At 69.5% G+C, this 18,977-nt stretch carries 19 protein-coding genes; 9 read left to right on the forward strand and 10 right to left on the reverse strand.

All coding sequences use genetic code 11. The annotated features are described in order from the left end of the window. Positions 1–10: 10 nt before the first annotated feature. Genes ACTIE9_RS01240 through tkt form a run of 3 tightly spaced genes read right to left on the reverse strand, consistent with a single transcriptional unit; the run spans position 11 to position 4,857 of the window. A complete protein-coding gene (locus ACTIE9_RS01240) occupies positions 11–1,606 on the reverse strand; it encodes a glucose-6-phosphate isomerase (RefSeq protein WP_439563757.1) in 1,596 nt (531 codons plus the stop codon). Beyond that, positions 1,603–2,712, reverse strand: coding sequence for a transaldolase (tal, locus tag ACTIE9_RS01245; protein WP_439563758.1), 1,110 nt, complete (start codon positions 2,710–2,712; stop codon positions 1,603–1,605). The genes ACTIE9_RS01240 and tal overlap by 4 nt, the downstream gene beginning before the upstream one ends. A 54-nt stretch (positions 2,713–2,766) precedes the next feature. Beyond that, complete coding sequence (gene tkt / locus ACTIE9_RS01250) at positions 2,767–4,857, reverse strand: transketolase (RefSeq protein ID WP_439563759.1); 2,091 nt, start codon at positions 4,855–4,857, stop codon at positions 2,767–2,769. A gap of 188 nt (positions 4,858–5,045) precedes the next feature. Between tkt and ACTIE9_RS01255 the strand changes: the two genes are divergently transcribed. After that, entirely contained in the window at positions 5,046–5,966 is a 921-nt protein-coding gene (locus tag ACTIE9_RS01255; protein WP_439563760.1) for a heme o synthase, read from the forward strand. Positions 5,967–5,986: 20 nt separating this feature from the next. Here ACTIE9_RS01255 and ACTIE9_RS01260 read toward each other — a convergent pair whose 3' ends face one another. Continuing rightward, positions 5,987–6,934, reverse strand: a complete 948-nt coding sequence (locus ACTIE9_RS01260) for a COX15/CtaA family protein (RefSeq protein WP_439563761.1) — start codon at positions 6,932–6,934, stop codon at positions 5,987–5,989. Positions 6,935–7,171: 237 nt separating this feature from the next. Between ACTIE9_RS01260 and sufB the strand changes: the two genes are divergently transcribed. Genes sufB through ACTIE9_RS01285 form a run of 5 tightly spaced genes read left to right on the forward strand, consistent with a single transcriptional unit; the run spans position 7,172 to position 11,231 of the window. After that, positions 7,172–8,590, forward strand: coding sequence for a Fe-S cluster assembly protein SufB (gene sufB, locus ACTIE9_RS01265; RefSeq protein WP_439563762.1), 1,419 nt, complete (start codon positions 7,172–7,174; stop codon positions 8,588–8,590). Next, positions 8,591–9,775: a Fe-S cluster assembly protein SufD gene (gene sufD / locus ACTIE9_RS01270; protein ID WP_439563763.1), complete on the forward strand. Its 1,185-nt coding sequence runs from the start codon at positions 8,591–8,593 to the stop codon at positions 9,773–9,775. It abuts the gene before it with no gap. A gap of 1 nt (position 9,776) precedes the next feature. After that, positions 9,777–10,118, forward strand: coding sequence for a non-heme iron oxygenase ferredoxin subunit (locus ACTIE9_RS01275; RefSeq protein ID WP_439563764.1), 342 nt, complete (start codon positions 9,777–9,779; stop codon positions 10,116–10,118). Between the two features lie 14 nt (positions 10,119–10,132). Continuing rightward, the gene (gene sufC / locus ACTIE9_RS01280; protein WP_439563765.1) at positions 10,133–10,897 is read left to right on the forward strand and encodes a Fe-S cluster assembly ATPase SufC; all 765 of its coding nucleotides are present in this window, start codon (positions 10,133–10,135) and stop codon (positions 10,895–10,897) included. A 4-nt stretch (positions 10,898–10,901) separates the two neighbouring features. Then, the gene (locus ACTIE9_RS01285) at positions 10,902–11,231 is read left to right on the forward strand and encodes a metal-sulfur cluster assembly factor (RefSeq protein ID WP_439563766.1); all 330 of its coding nucleotides are present in this window, start codon (positions 10,902–10,904) and stop codon (positions 11,229–11,231) included. A gap of 57 nt (positions 11,232–11,288) precedes the next feature. Here ACTIE9_RS01285 and ACTIE9_RS01290 read toward each other — a convergent pair whose 3' ends face one another. Further along, a complete protein-coding gene (locus ACTIE9_RS01290) occupies positions 11,289–11,900 on the reverse strand; it encodes a biotin transporter BioY (RefSeq protein ID WP_439563767.1) in 612 nt (203 codons plus the stop codon). A 106-nt stretch (positions 11,901–12,006) separates the two neighbouring features. Between ACTIE9_RS01290 and ACTIE9_RS01295 the strand changes: the two genes are divergently transcribed. Next, entirely contained in the window at positions 12,007–13,605 is a 1,599-nt protein-coding gene (locus ACTIE9_RS01295; protein ID WP_439563768.1) for an ABC-F family ATP-binding cassette domain-containing protein, read from the forward strand. Here ACTIE9_RS01295 and ACTIE9_RS01300 read toward each other — a convergent pair. Genes ACTIE9_RS01300 through ACTIE9_RS01310 form a run of 3 tightly spaced genes read right to left on the reverse strand, consistent with a single transcriptional unit; the run spans position 13,578 to position 14,965 of the window. Beyond that, on the reverse strand, positions 13,578–14,426 hold the full coding sequence (locus tag ACTIE9_RS01300) for an SURF1 family cytochrome oxidase biogenesis protein (RefSeq protein ID WP_439563769.1): 849 nt from the start codon (positions 14,424–14,426) through the stop codon (positions 13,578–13,580). The genes ACTIE9_RS01295 and ACTIE9_RS01300 overlap by 28 nt on opposite strands. Positions 14,427–14,432: 6 nt before the next feature. Next, the gene (locus ACTIE9_RS01305; protein ID WP_439563770.1) at positions 14,433–14,675 is read right to left on the reverse strand and encodes a hypothetical protein; all 243 of its coding nucleotides are present in this window, start codon (positions 14,673–14,675) and stop codon (positions 14,433–14,435) included. Continuing rightward, the gene (locus tag ACTIE9_RS01310; protein ID WP_439563771.1) at positions 14,672–14,965 is read right to left on the reverse strand and encodes a DUF3099 domain-containing protein; all 294 of its coding nucleotides are present in this window, start codon (positions 14,963–14,965) and stop codon (positions 14,672–14,674) included. The genes ACTIE9_RS01305 and ACTIE9_RS01310 overlap by 4 nt, the downstream gene beginning before the upstream one ends. A gap of 43 nt (positions 14,966–15,008) precedes the next feature. Here ACTIE9_RS01310 and fabG point away from each other — a divergent pair, with 43 nt between their 5' ends. Further along, entirely contained in the window at positions 15,009–15,719 is a 711-nt protein-coding gene (fabG, locus tag ACTIE9_RS01315; protein ID WP_439563772.1) for a 3-oxoacyl-ACP reductase FabG, read from the forward strand. Positions 15,720–15,798: 79 nt separating this feature from the next. Here fabG and serB read toward each other — a convergent pair whose 3' ends face one another. Together serB and ACTIE9_RS01325 are read right to left on the reverse strand one after the other, a co-directional pair. Further along, a complete protein-coding gene (serB, locus tag ACTIE9_RS01320) occupies positions 15,799–16,434 on the reverse strand; it encodes a phosphoserine phosphatase SerB (RefSeq protein ID WP_439563773.1) in 636 nt (211 codons plus the stop codon). Positions 16,435–16,480: 46 nt separating this feature from the next. Next, positions 16,481–17,716, reverse strand: coding sequence for a glucose-1-phosphate adenylyltransferase (locus ACTIE9_RS01325; protein ID WP_439563774.1), 1,236 nt, complete (start codon positions 17,714–17,716; stop codon positions 16,481–16,483). A gap of 63 nt (positions 17,717–17,779) precedes the next feature. Between ACTIE9_RS01325 and glgA the strand changes: the two genes are divergently transcribed. Beyond that, on the forward strand, positions 17,780–18,964 hold the full coding sequence (gene glgA, locus ACTIE9_RS01330; RefSeq protein WP_439563775.1) for a glycogen synthase: 1,185 nt from the start codon (positions 17,780–17,782) through the stop codon (positions 18,962–18,964). Positions 18,965–18,977 lie beyond the last annotated feature (13 nt).

An 18,977-nucleotide genomic window follows, 5' to 3' on the forward strand; every position in this document is an offset into this window, starting at 1 on the left:
GCGGAGCGGGTCAGGAGAGCGCGGCGATGATCGCGGCGATGCCGTGGGCGTCGCGAACGCGCAGGGTGACGACGGGCATCCCCTTCTCGGTCAGCACAGCCGCGTCGCCCGCGGCCTGGGCGGCGATGAGCTGCCCGTAGCTGAAGGGGCGGTCCGGGATCTCCAGATCGTCGACGAGCGTGCCGGTCACCTGCAGGAAGACGCCGCGTGCCGGGCCGCCCTTGTGGTACTGGCCGGTCGAGTGGAGGAACCGCGGTCCCCAGCCGAACGTGACAGGCCGCCCGGTGCGCGCGGCGATCAGGTGCCGCACCGCTTCGAGCTCGGGGTGGGCGAGTCGGTCGAGGTAGGCCTGCACGGCGACGTAGCCGCCGTCGGGGAGCGCCGCCTCGAGCGCCCGCACCGCGTCGCGAACGGTGGATGCGGAGCCGAGCAGCCCCGCGGGCGCGACGACCTCGATGCCGCTGTCGACGAACTGCGCCGGCAGAGGCTCGGGACGGGCGTCGAGAAGACCCCGCGCGGCGATCTTGGCGGATTCCACATCGGGCTGGTCGAAGGGGTTGATGCCGAGCAGCATGCCTGCCACGGCCGTGGCGTACTGCCATGTCAACAGGTGCGCGCCGAGCGAGCCCGACAGCTCGATCTCGCCGTCGGCCACCTCGCGCGTCGCGCGCGCGTCGGCGACGAGGCGCACGACCTGCACGTCGGCGGCACCGCTCGCCAGCTCGGGCGCGTCGATGCCCACCACGACGGGCAGGATCCCGATGCCGTCCTTGCCGGTCGACTCGGCGATGAGCTGCTCGATCCAGTCGCCGAGGCCGACGATGTGGGTGCCGTCGGCGACGATCACGAGCTTGTCGCGCAACGGTGCGGTGCCGGCGATAGCCGCTCCGAGCTGCAGGCCGGGGTTCGAGGCGCTGTCGACCGCGAGCGGCAGGCTCGCGGCTTCTGCCTCATCGAGCAGGGCATCCAGATCGACGCCCGCCAAGCCGGAGGGCACGAGGCCGAACGCGGTGAGCGCCGAGTAGCGGCCCCCGACCGTGGGGTCGGCGGTGAACACCCGGTAGCCAGCGGCGAGCGAGGCCTGCTCGAGCGGTGAGCCGGGGTCGGTGACGATGATGATGCGCTCGGCCGGGTCGATGCCGGCGTCGCGGAACGCGGCTTCGAAGCTGCGCTTCTGGCTGTCGGTTTCGACCGTCGATCCCGACTTCGACGAGACGACGACGGCCGTGTGGCCGAGGTGCTCGCCGAGGGCGGTCGCGACCTGCCCGGGGTCGGTCGAGTCGAGCACGACGAGCGGCACGCCCGCCGTGCGCGTGATCACCTCGGGCGCGAGCGATGACCCGCCCATGCCGCACAGCACGATGCGCGAGATTCCGCGCTCAGTGAGCTGATCCCGCAGGGAGACGATCTCGGCGACAAGAGGCCGCGAGACCGACACCGCTTGCGTCCAGCCCAGGCGGATGCTCGCCTCGGCCTCGGCCGCCGCACCCCAGAGCGTGCTGTCGCCCGCCGTGATGCGGCTCGCGACGAGCTGCTCGACGAGCGCGGGCACGTGGGTGTCGATGGCGCGCTGGGCATCGCCGCGCGCGGCGACGGTCAGAGTCATCGGGCGGCCTCGAGCGCCGCGCTCACGGTATCGAGCAGCTCGTTCCAGCTGACGATGAACTTCTCGACGCCCTCCTTCTCGAGCAGCGCGGTGACCTCGTCGTACGAGATGCCGAGTGCGTCGAGCGCGGCGAGCACGGCGCGTGCCTCGTCGTAGGAACCCGTGACGGCGTCGCCCGTGATCACCCCGTGGTCGAACGTTGCCTGCAGCGTCTTCTCGGGCATCGTGTTGACCGTGCGACCGACAGCGAGCTCGGTCACGTAGAGCGTGTCGGGCAGGCTCGGGTCCTTCACGCCGGTCGAGGCCCAGAGAGGCCGTTGGGCATGGGCACCGGCAGCGAGCAGAGCCTGCGCGCGGTCGGTCGCGAAGGCCTGCTCGAAGACCTCGTAGGCGAGCCGGGCGTTGGCGATGCCGGCCTTGCTCTTGAGGGCGAGCGCCTCGGGGGTTCCGATCTCGACGAGGCGCTTGTCGATCTCGGTGTCGACGCGCGAGACGAAGAACGAGGCGACGGAGTGGATGGTCGACAGGTCGATGCCGGCGGCGTGGGCCTTCTCGAGACCGGCGAGGTAGGCGTCGATGACCGCGCGGTGGCGCTCGAGGCTGAAGATGAGCGTCACATTGACGCTGATGCCCGCCGCGATCGTCTCGGTGATGGCCTCGAGACCCTCGATCGTCGCGGGGATCTTGATCATGGCGTTGGGGCGCCCGACCTTCTTCCAGAGCTGCTGCGCCTGCGCGATCGTGCCGGCCGCATCGTGTGCGAGACCGGGCTCGACCTCGATCGACACTCGACCGTCCTGACCGGCGGTTGAGCCGTAGACGGACGCGAAGATGTCACTCGCGGCAGCGACGTCATCCGTCGTGATCTCGAAGACGGCCTGCGTGACATCGGCACCGGCGGCGGCGAGCTCGCGCACCTGGGCGTCGTAGGTGGTGCCGGTCGCGAGCGCCGCGGCGAAGATCGTCGGGTTGGTCGTCACGCCCACGACGTTCCGGTCGGTGATGAGCGCGGCGAGGCCGCCCGAGGTGATGCGGTCGCGCGACAGGTCGTCGAGCCAGATGCTGACGCCGAGGTCGCTCAGCTGGGCGGTGGGGGTCGAGCTCATGGTGTCCTCAATCGTGGGTGGTGGAGTGGTGACGGACGGAGAGGGAGATGGCGGTCAGTGCGCCGCGATGCTCTCGCGAGCGGCCGCGACGACGGCCTCCGGCGTGATGCCGAACTCGCGGAAGAGCGTCTGGTAGTCGGCGGAGGCTCCGAAGTGCTCGATCGACACGGTGCGACCGCGGTCGCCGACGTAGCGGTGCCAGCTGAGCGCGAGACCGGCCTCGACGGAGACGCGCGCCGTCACCGAGGAGGGGAGCACCGACTCGCGGTATTCGGGGCTCTGCTCGTCGAACCACTCGAGGCAGGGCGCCGACACGACGCGGGCGTGGATGCCCTGCTCCCCGAGCTGGGTGCGAGCATCCATCGCCACCGCGACCTCGGAGCCCGTCGCGATGAGGATCACGTCGGGCGACCCGTTGGCCGCCTCGGCGAGCACGTAGGCGCCCTTCGCGACGTGGTGCGCCGCGGCGAGCTCGTCGCCCGAGGCCACGTCGGCGCCGCGCGCGAACACGGGGATGTTCTGACGGGTCAGCGCGATTCCTGCGGGGGAGCGGCGCTCGAGCACCGCCTTCCACGCGTGGGCCGTCTCGTTGGCATCAGCCGGTCGCACGATCGCGAGACCGGGGATGGCCCGCAACGAGGCGAGCTGCTCGATCGGCTGGTGCGTCGGGCCGTCTTCTCCGAGAGCGACCGAGTCGTGGGTCCAGACGTAGGTGACCGGCACGTGCATCAGCGCCGCGAGGCGCACCGCCGGACGCATGTAGTCGCTAAAGATCAGGAAGGTGCCGCCGAATACGCGCGTGCGCCCGTGCAGGGCGATGCCGTTGAGGATGGCCCCCATCGCGTGCTCGCGGATGCCGAAGTGCAGCACGCGACCGTAGGGGTTCGCCGACCACTCGTGCGTGGAGTGCTCGGTGGGCGCGAACGAGCCGCCGCCGGCGATCGTCGTCAGGTTCGACTCGGCAAGGTCGGCCGAGCCGCCCCAGAACTCGGGGAGCACGCCGGCGATGGCGTTGATGACCTTGCCCGAGGCGGCACGGGTCGAGACGCTCGTGCCGCCCTCGAAGACCGGCAGAGCGGCGTCGAGGCCCTCGGGCAGCTCGCCCGCGAGCATCCGATCGAGCAGTGCCTTCTTCTGGGGGTGCGCGGCGGCCCAGCTCTCGAATCGCGTGTCCCACGCAGCCCGGCGCTCGCGGCCGCGGTCGACCGCACGTCGGGTGTGCGCGATCACCTCGTCGCTCACGGCGAAGTGCTCCTCCGGGTCGAAGCCCATGACGCGCTTCGTCGCCGCCAGCTCGTCCCCGCCGAGGGCCGAGCCGTGGATCTTGCCCGTGTTCTGCTTCGTCGGGGCGGGCCAGCCGATGATCGTCTTGACGATCACGAGGCTCGGCCGCGAGGTCTCGGCCTGGGCGGCCTCGATCGCCGCGTGCAGCGCGTGGACATCCTCGACGTACTCGCCCGTCTTCTTCCAGTCGACGGTCTGCACGTGCCAGCCGTACGCCTCGTAGCGCGCCGCGACATCTTCCGTGAAGGCGATGTTGGTGTCGTCCTCGATCGAGATCTGGTTCGAGTCGTAGATCGCGATGAGGTTGCCGAGCTGCTGGTGACCCGCGAGCGAACCCGCCTCGCTCGTCACGCCCTCCTGGATGTCGCCGTCGCCCGCGATCACGTAGACGTGGTGGTCGAAGACGCTCTCGCCCGCGGGGGTGCCGGGGTCGAGCAGGCCGCGCTCGAAGCGGGCGGCGTAGGCGAAGCCGACGGCCGACGCAAGACCCTGGCCGAGGGGGCCGGTGGTGATCTCGACCCCGTCGGTGTGGCCGTACTCGGGGTGGCCGGGAGTCTTCGAACCCCAGGTGCGCAGCGCCTTGAGGTCGTCGAGTTCGAGCCCGTATCCGCCCAGGTACAGCTGCACGTACTGCGTCAGCGAGCTGTGGCCTGCCGACAGGATGAAGCGGTCGCGTCCCAGCCAGTGCGGATCGCTCGGGTCGTGCTGCATGACCTTCTGGTGCAGAAGGTACGCGACGGGCGCCAGCGACATCGCCGTGCCGGGATGGCCGTTGCCGACCTTCTCGACAGCGTCGGCGGCGAGCAACCGGGCGGTATCGACGGCACGGCGGTCCAGGTCATCCCAGGTCAGGTCGGTCATGGCGTCGGTACTGCCCTTTCTTCAGACGGATGCGGGCCTCGCCCGGTCCTGCACGAACGTCTGCGTGCAGGGCGTCGTCGGCCCTCGCCAGTATAGAGAGGCTCGTATGCCGCGGCGGGTGCGCACGGGCTCGTGCACAACAACGCTCCCGTAGACTGACGCCATTCCCGCGCCACGAAGAAGGAGCCATGGATACTGCTCTCGATCACGCCGTCACGACGCGACCGCGAAGCATCCGACGCACCCTCTCGGCCTATATCGCACTGACCAAGCCGCGCGTCATCGAGCTGCTGCTCGTCACGACCGCACCGGTCATGATCCTCGCTGCCGACGGGCTGCCGAGCATCGGCCTGGTTCTCGCGACCCTCGTGGGCGGAGCGCTGTCGGCCGGCTCCGCCGGCGCGTTCAACATGTACATCGACCGCGACATCGATCGCCTCATGAACCGCACGCAGAACCGGCCCCTCGTGACCGGAGAGGTCTCGGATCGCGCGGCGCTCGTGTTCGCCTACACGATCGGCGTTATCTCGATCGTGTGGCTCGGCCTCACGACCAACTGGCTCGCCGCGTCACTCTCGCTCGGCGCCATCCTGTTCTACGTCGTCATCTACACGCTCGTGCTGAAGCGGCGCACGGAGCAGAACATCATCTGGGGCGGCATCGCCGGCTGCTTCCCGGTGCTCATCGGCTGGACCGCCGTCACGGGCTCGCTCGATTGGCCGCCGTTCATCCTCTTCCTCGTCGTCTTCCTCTGGACCCCGCCGCACTACTGGCCGCTGTCGATGAAGTACCGCGACGACTACGCCGCCGCCGAGGTGCCGATGCTCGCCGTCATGCGCGACCGGGCGACGGTCGGCGTGCAGGTGGTGCTCTATGCGTGGGCGACCGTCGTCGCCTCGCTGATCCTCATCCCCGTCGCCCCCATGGGCGCGCTCTACACCGCGGTCGCGCTGCTGTCTGGCGGCTGGTTCATCGTCGAGAGCCACCGACTGTACGGCCGCGCCGTGCGCGGTCTCGAGGCGGCTCCGATGCGCGTGTTCCACGCGAGCATCACGTATCTGACGCTGCTCTTCGTAGCCGTCGGCATCGATCCGCTGCTGCCGTTCTAGTCGCGCCGCGATGCGCCCCGTCAGGCGGCGACGACTGCGCGCTCGTCGTGATCGACCGACGAGAGAGCCTCGCTCTCGCTGCGACGCAGGGCGAGCAGCACGAGCGTCACGAGCGCGATGAGCACGCACGCGAGCACCATGTGGATGCCGACCAGAATCTCGGGCAGCCCCAGGCGGGCCTGCACGATGCCGACCGCGATCTGCACGACCTCGACGGCCAGCAGCCCCACGAGTGCCCGGCGCAACGGGGCACGACCGATGCGGATGGCTACGACGAGCAGCAGCACGCTGAGACCGAAGGTGATGTAGGCGGGCCAGGAGTGCACGTGCTGCAGCAGCTCGCTGTCGAGCCCGTTCCTCGCGGCGCCGCCGTCACCCGCGTGCGGTCCGGAGCCGGTCACGACGATGCCGACGAGCACCGTGATCCACGCGCCGACTGCCATGGTGAGCGCGAGCGCGCGCACCGGCGGGGGTACCGCGAGTTCTCCGGTGGTCCGTCCGCGGTACACCCGCTGCACGAACACCACGGCGAGGGCGACGAGCACCGCCGACACCACGAAGTGGAACCCGACGACCCACGGGTTCAGCTCGGTGAGCACCGTGATGCCCCCGATCACCGCCTGGGCCGGGATACCGAGACCGAGCGCGACGGTGAGGCGCAGCAGTTCCGGGCGCTCGCGGCGCATCCGCACCACCGCCAGGAACGCGAGGATCGCGATGATGACGAGAACGAACGTGAGCAGGCGGTTGCCGAACTCGACGATGCCGTGGATGCCCATCTCGGGTGTCGCGACGAACGAGTCCTCCGTGCACCGCGGCCAGGTGGGGCATCCGAGCCCTGAACCCGTGAGCCGCACGGCGCCGCCGGTGCCCACGATGAGGGTCTGGCTGACGAGGGACGCCCACGCGATGACGCGCACACGACGGTCGGCGGTCGAGACGGGCAGCCACTGCCACAGCCGATTCACGGTCTGCTTCCTCCTCTTTCAGGCTGCGCACGGTAGAATCACGGCAGCTCATCGTCAGTGTCGACCGCGGGCTACCCCGCGCAGAGCTGCTGGGTGGCACGAGCTCACGACATCTCGTTCGGCCACAGTGTATTCACGCTCGTTGAGCGTCTGCCGAAGGTCGCCGCACCGGACGATGTCGCCGGAATGTCCCCGCACCCGCCACGGTTGGGTTCGGAAGTAGAGAAGAGGAAACGCATGTCTGACGTGCTCATCGACCGCCCGGAGCTCGAAGGCCTCGGCCAATACGAGTTCGGCTGGTCCGACTCCGACGCCGCGGGCGCGACCGCTCGCCGTGGCATCGACGACAGCGTCGTGCGCAACATCTCGGCTCTCAAGGACGAACCGCAGTGGATGCTCGACCTGCGCTTGAAGGGCCTCAAGCTCTTCGGCCAGAAGCCCATGCCGCTCTGGGGCGCCGACCTGTCGGGCATCGACTTCGACAACATCAAGTACTTCGTCCGCTCCACCGAGAAGCAGGCCACCACGTGGGAGGAGCTGCCGGAGGAGATCAAGAACACCTACGAGAAGCTCGGCATCCCTGAGGCCGAGCGCCAGCGCCTCGTCGCGGGCGTCGCCGCGCAGTACGAGTCCGAGGTCGTCTACCACCAGATCCGCGAAGACCTCGAGGCCCAGGGCGTCATCTTCATGGACACCGATACGGCCCTGCGCGAGCATCCCGAATTCTTCACCGAGTACTTCGGCACCGTGATCCCGGCCGGCGACAACAAGTTCGCGGCCCTCAACACCGCCGTGTGGTCGGGCGGGTCGTTCGTCTACGTGCCGCCGGGCGTGCACGTCGAGATCCCCCTGCAGGCCTACTTCCGCATCAACACCGAGAACATGGGCCAGTTCGAGCGCACGCTCATCATCGCCGACGAGGGCTCGTACGTGCACTACATCGAGGGCTGCACGGCGCCGATCTACAAGAGCGACTCGCTGCACTCGGCCGTCGTCGAGATCATCGTCAAGAAGAATGCCCGCGTGCGCTACACGACCATCCAGAACTGGTCGAACAACGTCTACAACCTCGTGACCAAGCGCGCGGTCGCGCACGAGGGCGCCACCATGGAATGGATCGACGGCAACATCGGCTCGAAGGTGACGATGAAGTACCCCTCGATCTTCCTCATGGGCGAGCACGCCAAGGGCGAGACCCTGTCGGTGGCCTTCGCCGGCCCTGGTCAGCACCAGGACGCGGGCGCGAAGATGATCCACATGGCGCCGTACACGACGTCGTCGATCGTCTCGAAGTCGATCGCCCGTGGAGGCGGCCGTGCGGGCTACCGCGGTGAGGTGCGCGTCGACGCGAACGCCCACCACTCGGCCAACACGGTGCGCTGCGACGCGCTGCTCGTCGACACGATCTCGCGCTCCGACACCTATCCGGCGATCGACATCCGCGTCGACGACGTGCAGCTGGGGCACGAGGCGACGGTCTCGCGCGTGAGCGAGGAGCAGCTGTTCTACCTGCAGTCGCGCGGGCTGCCCGAAGACGAGGCCATGGCCATGATCGTGCGGGGCTTCATCGAGCCCATCGCGCGCGAGCTGCCCATGGAGTACGCCCTTGAGCTGAACAAGCTCATCGAGATGAGCATGGAAGGCAGCGTCGGCTAGATGAGTTCCGCCCCCGCACCGCACGCACCGACGGTCGAGACCCAGCAGCACGCGCACGGCCCCGGTTCGCCCGTGCCCGTGCAGACGCGCAATGAGCGCTTCGCGTCGGCCGCGCACGACGACTTCCCGGCCGTCACGGGCCGCGAGCTCGAGTGGAAGCTCACGCCGGTCGAGAAGATCCGCGACCTCATCGACGGTGAGCTCGACGGCTCGGCGTTCCCGGCCGAGGTGTCGAGCGCACCCGGCGTGACTGTCGAGTGGGTCGCCCTCGACGACCCGCGCGTCGGCTCCGCCGGCCTGGCCGAGGAGCGCGCCGCCGCCAATGCATGGTCGAGCACGGCGCAGGCGCTCGCTGTCACGCTCACGAGCGAGGAGGCCGTGACGGTCACGATCGACCGCACCGGCGCCGATCGAGCGCAGCGCGCCGCGCACACCGTCATCACCGCCGCCCCGAACGCCCGCGGGCTCGTCGTCATCGACAACCGGGGCAGCGCACGGCTGACCGAGAACGTCGAGATCGTCGCCCAGTCGGGCAGCGACATCACCATGGTGAGCCTGCAGGAGTGGGACGACGAGTCGGTGCACCTCTCCAGCCAGTTCGCGCGCGTCGACAAGGATGCTCGACTGAAGCACGTCGTCGTCTCGCTCGGCGGTGCGATCGTGCGGGTGAACCCCTCCGTGCACCTGGCGGGAACGGGTGCCGACGGCCAGCTGCTCGGCCTCTACTTCGCCGACGCCGGCCAGCACCTCGAGCAGCGCGTCTACGTGCACCACATCGCCCCGCAGACCATCAGTCGCGTGACCTACAAGGGTGCGCTGAACGGCGTCGGGGCTCGCACCGTGTGGGTGGGCGACGTGCTCATCGGCCGTGAGGCGACGGGCACCGACTCCTACGAGCAGAACCGCAACCTCGTGCTCAGCGACGGCACCCGCGCCGACTCCATCCCCAACCTCGAGATCGAGACGGGCGACATCGCCGGCGCCGGTCACGCGAGCGCGACGGGGCGTTTCGACGACGAGCAGCTGTTCTACCTTCGCTCGCGGGGCATCGACGAGCAGGAGGCGCGGCGCCTCGTCGTGCTCGGCTTCTTGATCGACGTCGTGCAGAAGATCGGCGCACCCGAGCTCGAGCAGCGCCTGATCGCCGCGATCGAGGCAGAGCTCGACGCCGTGGAGGTGGTGTGAGATGTCGGCGACCCGCGTCTGCGCTCTCGACGAGCTCAGCCCCGCCTCGGCCAAGAAGGTCGTCGTCGAGGGGAAGGCCATCGCCGTCGTCATGGACTCCTCCGGCGCGGTGCACGCCCTCGGCGACACCTGCACCCACGGCGAGATCTCGCTCAGCGAGGGCTTCGTCGAGGACGACGCCATCGAGTGCTGGGCGCACGGCTCGAAGTTCGCCCTCGACACCGGCAAGCCCCGCAACTTCCCGGCCTACGAGCCGGTTCCCGTCTACGCCGTGACGATCGAGGGCACCGACGTGCTCGTCGACGTGACCCAGAACATCGCCGACCCGGCGACCGCCTCCTAAGGAAGAACCGCACAATGTCCACTCTTGAGATCCGTGACCTGCACGTCAGCATCGAGACCGATCAGGGCACCAAGCAGATCCTGCGCGGCGTCAACCTGACCATCAACTCGGGCGAGACCCACGCCATCATGGGGCCGAACGGCTCGGGGAAGTCGACGCTCGCCTACACGATCGCCGGGCATCCCCGGTACACCGTCGACAGCGGTTCGATCACGCTCGACGGCGCCGACGTGCTCGAGATGAGCATCGACGAGCGCGCCCGCGCCGGCCTCTTCCTCGCCATGCAGTACCCGGTCGAGATCCCGGGCGTCACGGTCTCGAACTTCCTCCGCACGGCGAAGACCGCCCTCGATGGCGAGGCTCCGGCCCTGCGGTCGTGGATCAAGGATCTGCGCGGCTCGATGGAGGCCCTGCGCATGGACTCGTCGTTCGCCGAGCGCAATGTCAACGAGGGCTTCTCGGGTGGCGAGAAGAAGCGGCACGAGATCGTGCAGCTCGAGCTGCTCAAGCCGACGATCGCCGTGCTCGACGAGACCGACTCAGGCCTCGACGTCGACGCGCTCAAGATCGTGTCGGAGGGCGTCAACCGAGTGAAGGAGAACACCGGTCTCGGCGTGCTGCTGATCACGCACTACACGCGCATCCTGCGGTACATCACGCCCGACTTCGTGCACGTGTTCGTCGACGGCCGCGTCGCCGAGGAGGGCGGCCCCGAGCTGGCGGAACGCTTGGAGAACGAGGGCTACGACCGCTACCTGACCGGCACGACCGTAGGCTAGTCGCATGCCCACCGCACTCGAGCCGAAGCTCTTCGACCAGGTCGAGGAAGGCCTCAAGGACGTCGTCGACCCCGAGCTGGGGGTCAACATCGTCGACCTGGGTCTCGTCTACGACCTCGCCTGGGACGAGGAGAGCGACGCGCTGATCATCTCCATGACCCTCACGTCGGCCGGCTGCCCGCTGACTGACGTCATCGAGGAGTCGATCGCCAACGCGCTCGACGGCATCGTCGAGCAGTTCCGCATCAACTGGGTGTGGATGCCGCCGTGGGGCCCCGAGCGCATCACCGACGACGGTCGCGACATGATGCGCGCATTGGGCTTCAGCATCTGAGAAGTTCTACGACGAAGGGCCCCCGCCATCCGGCAGGGGCCCTTCGTCGTTCATGCGCTACTTTCCGCGCTGAGAGCGCTCGGCCGCGGCCCACAGGGCCGGAAGCAGCGCCGCCGCGATCGCCGCCTTGATGAGCCCGCCGATGATGAACGGGTAGAAGCCCGCCACGAGCACTGACTGCAGGTCGTTCGGAAGGCCGAGCTGACCGAGCGAGACGGCGAGCCAGGGGAGCCCGAAGGCGAAGACCACGAGCGAGCCACCCACGAAGGTGATGATGGGCTTGTACCAGCCGCGATCCCACGCACGCTCGGCGGCCCAGCCGACGATCGCGGCGGAGGCGATGAAGCCGATGATGTACCCACCCGTCGGGCCCAGCAGCACAGACCACCCCGACGACGCGTCGCTGTAGATCGGCAGCCCGATCGCTCCGAGCAGGGCGTAGAGCGAGAGCGATGCGGCACCGCGCGCCGCGCCGAGACCCGCGCCGACGAGCAGCACCGCGAGGGTCTGGCCCGTGACGGGTACCGGCCACAGCGGAATGGCGACCTGCGCGAGCACAGCGACGAGGGCGGTGCCGGCAACGACGAGGGCGATGTCGCTCGCCCACGTGCGGGTGACGACGCGGTCGACGAGAGTGGGGCGGACGAGGGGAGTGGTGGCGATCGACACGGTGGCTTCCTCACGAGAAGTCGGGTGCGGGGGACAGCGTTAGACTATCGGGCTGGCCCCCCGTCACCGGGCTGGTCGAAACCCACCAAAGAAACGGACGATCGCTGTGCTCGCTGTGCAAGACCTCGAGATCCGCGTCGGGGCGCGCCTGCTCATGGAGAACGTCGCGTTCCGCGTCGACAAGGGCGACAAGGTGGGCCTCGTCGGCCGCAACGGCGCCGGCAAGACGACGATGACCCGCGCGCTCGCGGGCGAGGGGCAGCCCACGGGCGGCACGATCACGCGCACGGGTGAGATCGGGTACCTGCCGCAAGACCCTCGCGCCGGTGACCCCGAGCAGCTCGCGCGCACCCGCATCCTCGACGCTCGGGGGCTCGGCCAGATCGTCATCGACATGGAGCGCGCCTCGATCGACATGGGCAGCACCGACCCGGCTGTCGCCGAGAAGGCGATGACGGCGTACGGGCGGCTCACCGACCGGTTCCACGCGCTCGGCGGATACGCCGCCGAGGCCGAGGCGGCCGCGATCGCGAGCAACCTGAGCCTTCCCGACCGCATCCTCAGCCAGCCGCTGAGCACGCTCTCGGGCGGTCAGCGGCGCCGCATCGAGCTGGCCCGCATCCTGTTCAGCGATGCCGAGACGATGATCCTCGACGAGCCGACCAACCACCTCGACGCCGACTCGGTGGTGTGGCTGCGCGACTTCTTGAAGGCCTACCAGGGCGGCTTCATCGTCATCAGTCACGATGTGCAGCTCGTCGAGGAGACCGTTAACCGCGTGTTCTACCTCGATGCCAACCGAACCGTCATCGATATCTACAACATGGGCTGGAAGAACTACCTGCGGCAGCGCGAGGCCGACGAGGAGCGCCGGAAGAAGGAGCGCGTCAACGTCGAGAAGAAGGCGACCTCGCTGCAACTGCAGGCGGCCCGGTTCGGTGCGAAGGCCTCGAAGGCGGCCGCCGCGCACCAGATGGTCGCGCGCGCCGAGCGGATGCTCGCCGGTCTCGAAGAGGTGCGGTCGGTCGATCGGGTCGCCAAGCTGCGGTTCCCCGAGCCGGCTCCGGTCGGCAAGACCCCGTTGCAGGCGCACAACCTCTCGAAGAGCTACGGCTCGCTCGAGATCTTCACGGCCGTGGACCTCGCCGTCGACCGCGGGTCGCGCGTCGTCATCCTGGGGCTCAACGGAGCGGGCAAGACCACGCTGCTGCGCATCCTCGCCGGAGTCGACCAGCCCGACACCGGCATCATCGAGCCCGGCCACGGGCTCCGGATCGGATACTACGCCCAGGAGCACGAGACACTCGATGTGAAGCGCTCGGTGCTCGAGAACATGATGAGCGCGAGCGAGGCGATCACCGAGCGCGAAGCCCGGAGCGTTCTCGGCTCGTTCCTGTTCGTGGGCGACGACGTTCAGAAGCCCGCCGGCGTGCTCTCCGGCGGCGAGAAGACGCGCCTGTCGCTCGCGACCCTCGTCGTCTCGAAAGCCAACCTCCTGCTGCTCGACGAACCCACCAACAACCTCGACCCGGCGAGCCGGGAGGAGATCCTGGGTGCGCTCGCCAACTACGCCGGCGCCGTGATTCTCGTGAGCCACGACGAGGGCGCGGTCGAAGCGCTCAACCCCGAGCGCGTGCTCATCATGCCCGACGGTGTCGAAGACCTCTGGACGGCCGACTACGCCGAACTGATCTCGCTCGCCTGACGCTCGACGATCGCGTCCTCCACCTCGTCGTCGGTCGGCCCTGACCGGCGCTCGCGCCGGCGCGCGGGCTCGCCGGATTCGTCTTCGCGCAGGCTCCGGTGCTCCTGCCGCAGCGCCCAGCCGTAGCCGATGAAGCCCAGGAGGGCGAAGAGGTACCACTGGAACGTGTAGCTCAGGTGCGGCCCCTCGTCGGGCGCAGGCCGGAGTGCCGCGGTGGGGCGCTCGGCCGGCGCCGGGGACTCGGAGTCGAGCAGACCGTACGCGCCGGTGATGACCGGCCCGCCCTCGACGCGCTCCGCGAGCTCGGGCAGGTGGATGGTCGCGATCTGCCCCTCGGGCGCGCCGCGCCCGGCGATCGTCGGCTCGCCGGGCTTGAGCCGCACGATCACCTCGACGGGCCCGCGCGGCGCCGCGGGGACGACGTCGGGGGAGTCCTGGGCCTCGCCGGTCGGCACCCACCCGCGATCGACGATGAACACCTCGCCGGTGTCGAGCAGCAGCGGCGTGAGCACCTCGAACCCCGGGCGGCCGGTGAGCGGGCGGTTGCGGACGAGCAGCTGCTCGTCGAGCAGGTACTCGCCCTCGAGCACGACGGGCGTCCACTCCGCCTCGGGGGCGAGCGGGGCGTCGCCCGGCAGCACCTCGCGCAGGGCGACCGGGGCCGCATCCCAGTTCTGGGCGACGACGCGGATCTCAGCGACCGCCTCGACACGGCGGGCCCACTGCCACTGGGCGAGCCCGACGCAGACAACCGCGAAGAGCGTGGTGAACGCGAGCCAGCCGAGCCAGCGACGCGTGAGGGCCAGCGAGAGGATGCTCACGAGGAGCTATTCTCCCGGCTCGGGCACCCGCTCGACGACCACGCCGGCCGGGGTGATCGTGACGGGGAACCCGCGGGCGTCGACGTAGTCGTACAGGTAGTCGCGATGCTCATCGCACGCGAGCCACACCTTCACACGATCAGGCGTGTGGATGCGGGGGTTGCGCCAGTTGACGGCCCACGTCGCCTCCGCGCGGCATCCTGCCCGCGAGCAGCGAACGCTCGAGATCGAACCCGGGAGGTCGATCACACGGAGTCTTTCGAGAAGGGCTCGGTGCGGTACGGCAGCAGCGCTCCGGGCCGCTCGACCCGGGAACCGCCCTTGTTCACCACGGTATTGGCGGCGATGACCGCGAAGTACGGCAACGCGATCGCGCCGAGCGCGGGCACGAGCAGCCACCAGCCGGGGGTGAAGAAGCACGCGACGATGCACACCATGCGCACGCCCATCGCGGCGGCGTACTTCACCATGCGAGCCCGGCGCTCCTCATCGGGAGACGTCGGCAGGCTCGTGATGGCGCTGGATTGCGGCTTCGACACAGGGCGATGGTAGCCCGCGACGTTGCGCATATGCTGGGGAGCCATGACCTCTCAGCGCACTGTTCTCGTCACCGGCGGCAACCGCGGCATCGGCTTCTCGATCGCCGAGGAGTTCGTGGCCCAGGGCCACAAGGTGGCCGTCACCGCCCGTTCCGGCTCCGGGCCGGCGGGCGCGCTCACCGTCATCGCCGATGTCACCGATGCGGCATCGCTCGACGCGGCCTTCACGACTGTCGAGGCCGAGCTCGGCCCGGTCGAGGTGGTCGTGGCGAACGCCGGCATCACCCGCGACACCCTGCTGCTGCGCATGTCGGAGGACGACTTCACCGACGTCATCGACACGAACCTGACGGGGGCGTTCCGCACCGTGAAGCGCGCCTCGAAGGGCATGCTGAAGGCGCGGTTCGGCCGCATCATCCTGATCTCGAGCGTCGTCGGGCTCTACGGCTCGGCCGGCCAGGTCAACTACAGCGCGTCGAAGTCGGGCCTCGTCGGCATGGCGCGCTCGCTCACGCGCGAGCTCGGCGGGCGCGGCATAACGGCCAACGTCGTGGCTCCCGGCTTCATCGAGACCGACATGACCGCGTCGCTTCCCGAGGACCAGCAGAAGGCCTACCAGCAGTCGATCCCCGCGGGCCGCTTCGCGACGCCGCTCGAGGTCGCGCGGGTCGTCACGTGGATCGCGAGCGACGACGCGGCGTACATCAGCGGCGCCGTCATCCCCGTCGACGGCGGCCTCGGCATGGGGCACTAACCCGCGCTGGAGCTGACAGCGACGGCCATTTCTGGCCGTCGCCGCGACGCCAGCGCCGACGGCCGTCCCGGCCGTCGGGTCAGCGCAGTCCCAGCACCGACAGCACGGCCGAGAGGTCGCGCTCGGGCAGGCTCACGTGCGCCGCCGCGCGCACGACGGGCTTCGCGTCGAACGCGATCGCCAGCCCGGCGGTCGCCATCATGGCGAGGTCGTTCGCCCCGTCGCCGACCGCGACCGTGCGATGCAGGGGCACGTCGAAGTGGTGCGCCCACTCGCGCAGGGCATCCGCCTTCGCGGCCGCATCGATGACCGGTCCGGTCGTGGTTCCTGTGAAGCGGCCGTCGGCGACGGTGAGCCGGTTCGCACGGTGGGCATCGAGCCGCAGGTCGGCCGCGATCGGGTCGAGCAGCTCGTGGAAGCCCCCGGACACGACACCCACCCGCCCGCCGGCGGCGTGGATGCCCGCCACGAGCTCGCGCGCGCCGCGCGTCAACTCGATGCGCGGCGCGACACGCTGCACGGCTGCGGTATCGAGCCCTGCGAGGGTCGCGACGCGCTGGGCGAGCGAGTCCGCGAAGTCGAGCTCGCCCGCCATGGCCCGCTCGGTGATCGCCGCGACCTGTTCGAGGGAGCCCGCCTCGTCGGCGAGCAGCTCGATGGCCTCGTTCTCGATGAGCGTGGAGTCGACGTCGAGCACGACGAGAACGGCGGCCATGGGCGGGGATGCTCCTGCGCTGCTCGGGGCGACCTCAGCCGCACGACTATTCGATGCGGACGCCCTTGCCGGCGACCACGATGCCCGTCTCGGTGACCGTCAGGCCGCGAGCACGGTCGGCGTCGTGGTCGACGCCGACCTGGGCGCCGGGGGCCACGACGACCTCCTTGTCGAGAATAGCCCTGCGCACGACCGCGCCCGCGCCGATGACGGTGCGCTCGAAGACGACGGTGTCGGTGATCGTCGCCGACTCGATGGTGACCCACGGCCCCAGCACGCTGCGCTCGATGTGCGAGCCCGAGATCACCGTGCCGAGCGAGACGATCGAATCGATGACGTTGCCGGTCACCCCTGCCGCGTCGCGCACGAACTTGGCCGGCGGCGAGTTGAGCTGCTGCGAGTAGATCGGCCACTCGGTGTTGTACAGGTTAAACACGGGCAGGGCCGAGATGAGGTCTTGGTGAGCATCGAAGAACGACTCGATCGTGCCCACGTCGCGCCAGTAGAAGCGGTCGCGCTCGGTGGATCCGGGCACCTCGTTGAGGTTGAGGTCGTAGACGAAGGCCTTGCCCTCGCGGACGAAGGCGGGAACGATGTCGCCGCCCATGTCGTGGTCGCTGTCGGGGTCGTCGCCGTCGCGCGTCACGGCGTCGACGAGCACATCGGCATCGAACACGTAGTTGCCCATCGAGGCGAGGATCTCGTGCGGAGCATCCGCCAGACCGACCGCGTTCGTGGGCTTCTCGTGGAACGCGGCGATGCGCTGGCGATTGGCGGGGTCGGTCTCGATGACGCCGAACTGATCGGCGAGCCCGATCGGCTGCCGGATGCCCGCGACGGTCACGCCGGCGCCGTTGGCGATGTGCGCGTCGATCATCTGCCGGAAGTCCATGCGGTAGACGTGGTCGGCGCCGACCACGACGACGATGTCGGGCTTCTCGTCGCGGATCAGGTTGAGGCTCTGCAAGATGGCGTCGGCCGAGCCGGAGAACCACCGCTTGCCGAGGCGCTGCTGGGCGGGAACCGAGGCGACGTAGGCGTTGAGCATGCCGCTCAGGCGCCACGTCTGCGACACGTGCCGGTCGAGCGAGTGGCTCTTGTACTGCGTGAGCACGACGAGCTGCCGCAGCCCCGAGTTGATGAGGTTCGAGAGGGCGAAGTCGATCAACCGGTAGCCGCCGGCGAAAGGCACCGCGGGCTTCGCCCGGTCGACCGTGAGGGGCATGAGCCGCTTGCCTTCACCGCCGGCGAGCACGATTCCGAAGATCTTGGGAGTCGACATGGCCCCACACTAGGCGAGCAGCCGGTGGGGTGATAGAGGCTCGCCTGTACTAGCGTCGTGCGCATGCGCGTCGACGTGATCAGCCGTGAGTATCCGCCCGAGGTCTACGGGGGAGCGGGGGTGCACGTCGCCGAACTGGTGCGTGCGCTGCGCAACGATCTCGACGTGCGGGTGCGCTGCTTCGGCGCCCCGCGCAACGAGGCCGACACGCACGCGTACCTCGTGCCGGGCACGCTGAGCTCGGCGAATCCCGCCCTCGCGACCCTCGGCGTCGACCTTGCGATCGCGGACGACGTCGACGGCGCTGACATCGTGCACTCGCACACCTGGTATGCGAACGCCGCGGGGCAGCTCGCCCAGCTGCTGCACGGCATCCCACACGTCGTGACGGCGCACAGCCTCGAGCCGCTGCGCCCGTGGAAGGCCGAGCAGCTCGGAGGCGGCTACCGCGTCTCGCGCTGGATCGAGAAGAACGCGTTCGAATCGGCGGATGCCGTGATCGCCGTGAGCGACGGCATGCGGCGCGACATTCTGCGCTACTACCCCGAGATCGACGAGTCGCGGGTGACCGTCATCCACAACGGCATCGACCTCGAGCGCTGGCAGCGCACGATCGATCACGATGCCGTGCGCGCACTCGGCATCGACCCCGATCGGCCCTCGGTCGTGTTCGTCGGCCGCATCACGCGGCAGAAGGGCCTGCCGTACCTGCTGCAGGCGGCCCGCCGTCTGCCGCCCGAGGTGCAGCTCGTGCTGTGCGCCGGCGCCCCCGACACGCCGGAGATCCTGCGCGAGGTGCAGAACGGCGTCGCAGCCCTGCAGACCGAGCGCACGGGCGTCGTCTGGATCGAGCGCATGCTCTCGCCCCTCGAGCTGTCGGCCGTGCTCTCGGCCGCGACCACGTTCGTGTGCCCGAGCGTCTACGAGCCGCTCGGCATCGTGAACCTCGAGGCCATGGCGTGCGGAGTGGCGGTCGTCGGCACCGACACGGGCGGTATCCCCGAGGTGGTGGAGGACGGCGTCACGGGCCGCCTCGTGCCGATCGACCAGGTGCACGATGGCTCAGGCACGCCCCTCGACCCGGAGCGCTTCATCGCCGATCTCGCCGCGATCCTCACCGAGGTCGTCAGCGACCGCGATGCGGCCCTCTCCATGGGCGCCGCAGGTCGTGCTCGCGCCGAGCAGATGTTCTCGTGGGATCGCATCGCCGCCCGCACGACGGAGCTCTATCGGGGTCTCCTGCTCTGATCGGCACCGCGCC

It is taken from the genome of Microcella sp. (genome assembly GCF_051860105.1).
Taxonomy (GTDB): domain Bacteria; phylum Actinomycetota; class Actinomycetes; order Actinomycetales; family Microbacteriaceae; genus Microcella.

Excerpts from the sequence above, each read along its gene's own strand:
- ACTIE9_RS01285 (WP_439563766.1), top strand. The coding sequence starts at position 10,902 with ATGCCCACCGCACTCGAGCCGAAGCTCTTCGACCAGGTCGAGGAAGGC.
- tal (WP_439563758.1), bottom strand. The coding sequence starts at position 2,712 with ATGAGCTCGACCCCCACCGCCCAGCTGAGCGACCTCGGCGTCAGCATC.
- fabG (WP_439563772.1), top strand. The coding sequence starts at position 15,009 with ATGACCTCTCAGCGCACTGTTCTCGTCACCGGCGGCAACCGCGGCATC.
- ACTIE9_RS01240 (WP_439563757.1), bottom strand. The coding sequence starts at position 1,606 with ATGACTCTGACCGTCGCCGCGCGCGGCGATGCCCAGCGCGCCATCGAC.
- glgA (WP_439563775.1), top strand. The coding sequence starts at position 17,780 with ATGCGCGTCGACGTGATCAGCCGTGAGTATCCGCCCGAGGTCTACGGG.
- ACTIE9_RS01255 (WP_439563760.1), top strand. The coding sequence starts at position 5,046 with ATGGATACTGCTCTCGATCACGCCGTCACGACGCGACCGCGAAGCATC.
- ACTIE9_RS01325 (WP_439563774.1), bottom strand. The coding sequence starts at position 17,716 with ATGTCGACTCCCAAGATCTTCGGAATCGTGCTCGCCGGCGGTGAAGGC.
- sufB (WP_439563762.1), top strand. The coding sequence starts at position 7,172 with ATGTCTGACGTGCTCATCGACCGCCCGGAGCTCGAAGGCCTCGGCCAA.
- ACTIE9_RS01275 (WP_439563764.1), top strand. The coding sequence starts at position 9,777 with ATGTCGGCGACCCGCGTCTGCGCTCTCGACGAGCTCAGCCCCGCCTCG.
- serB (WP_439563773.1), bottom strand. The coding sequence starts at position 16,434 with ATGGCCGCCGTTCTCGTCGTGCTCGACGTCGACTCCACGCTCATCGAG.
- sufD (WP_439563763.1), top strand. The coding sequence starts at position 8,591 with ATGAGTTCCGCCCCCGCACCGCACGCACCGACGGTCGAGACCCAGCAG.
- sufC (WP_439563765.1), top strand. The coding sequence starts at position 10,133 with ATGTCCACTCTTGAGATCCGTGACCTGCACGTCAGCATCGAGACCGAT.
- tkt (WP_439563759.1), bottom strand. The coding sequence starts at position 4,857 with ATGACCGACCTGACCTGGGATGACCTGGACCGCCGTGCCGTCGATACC.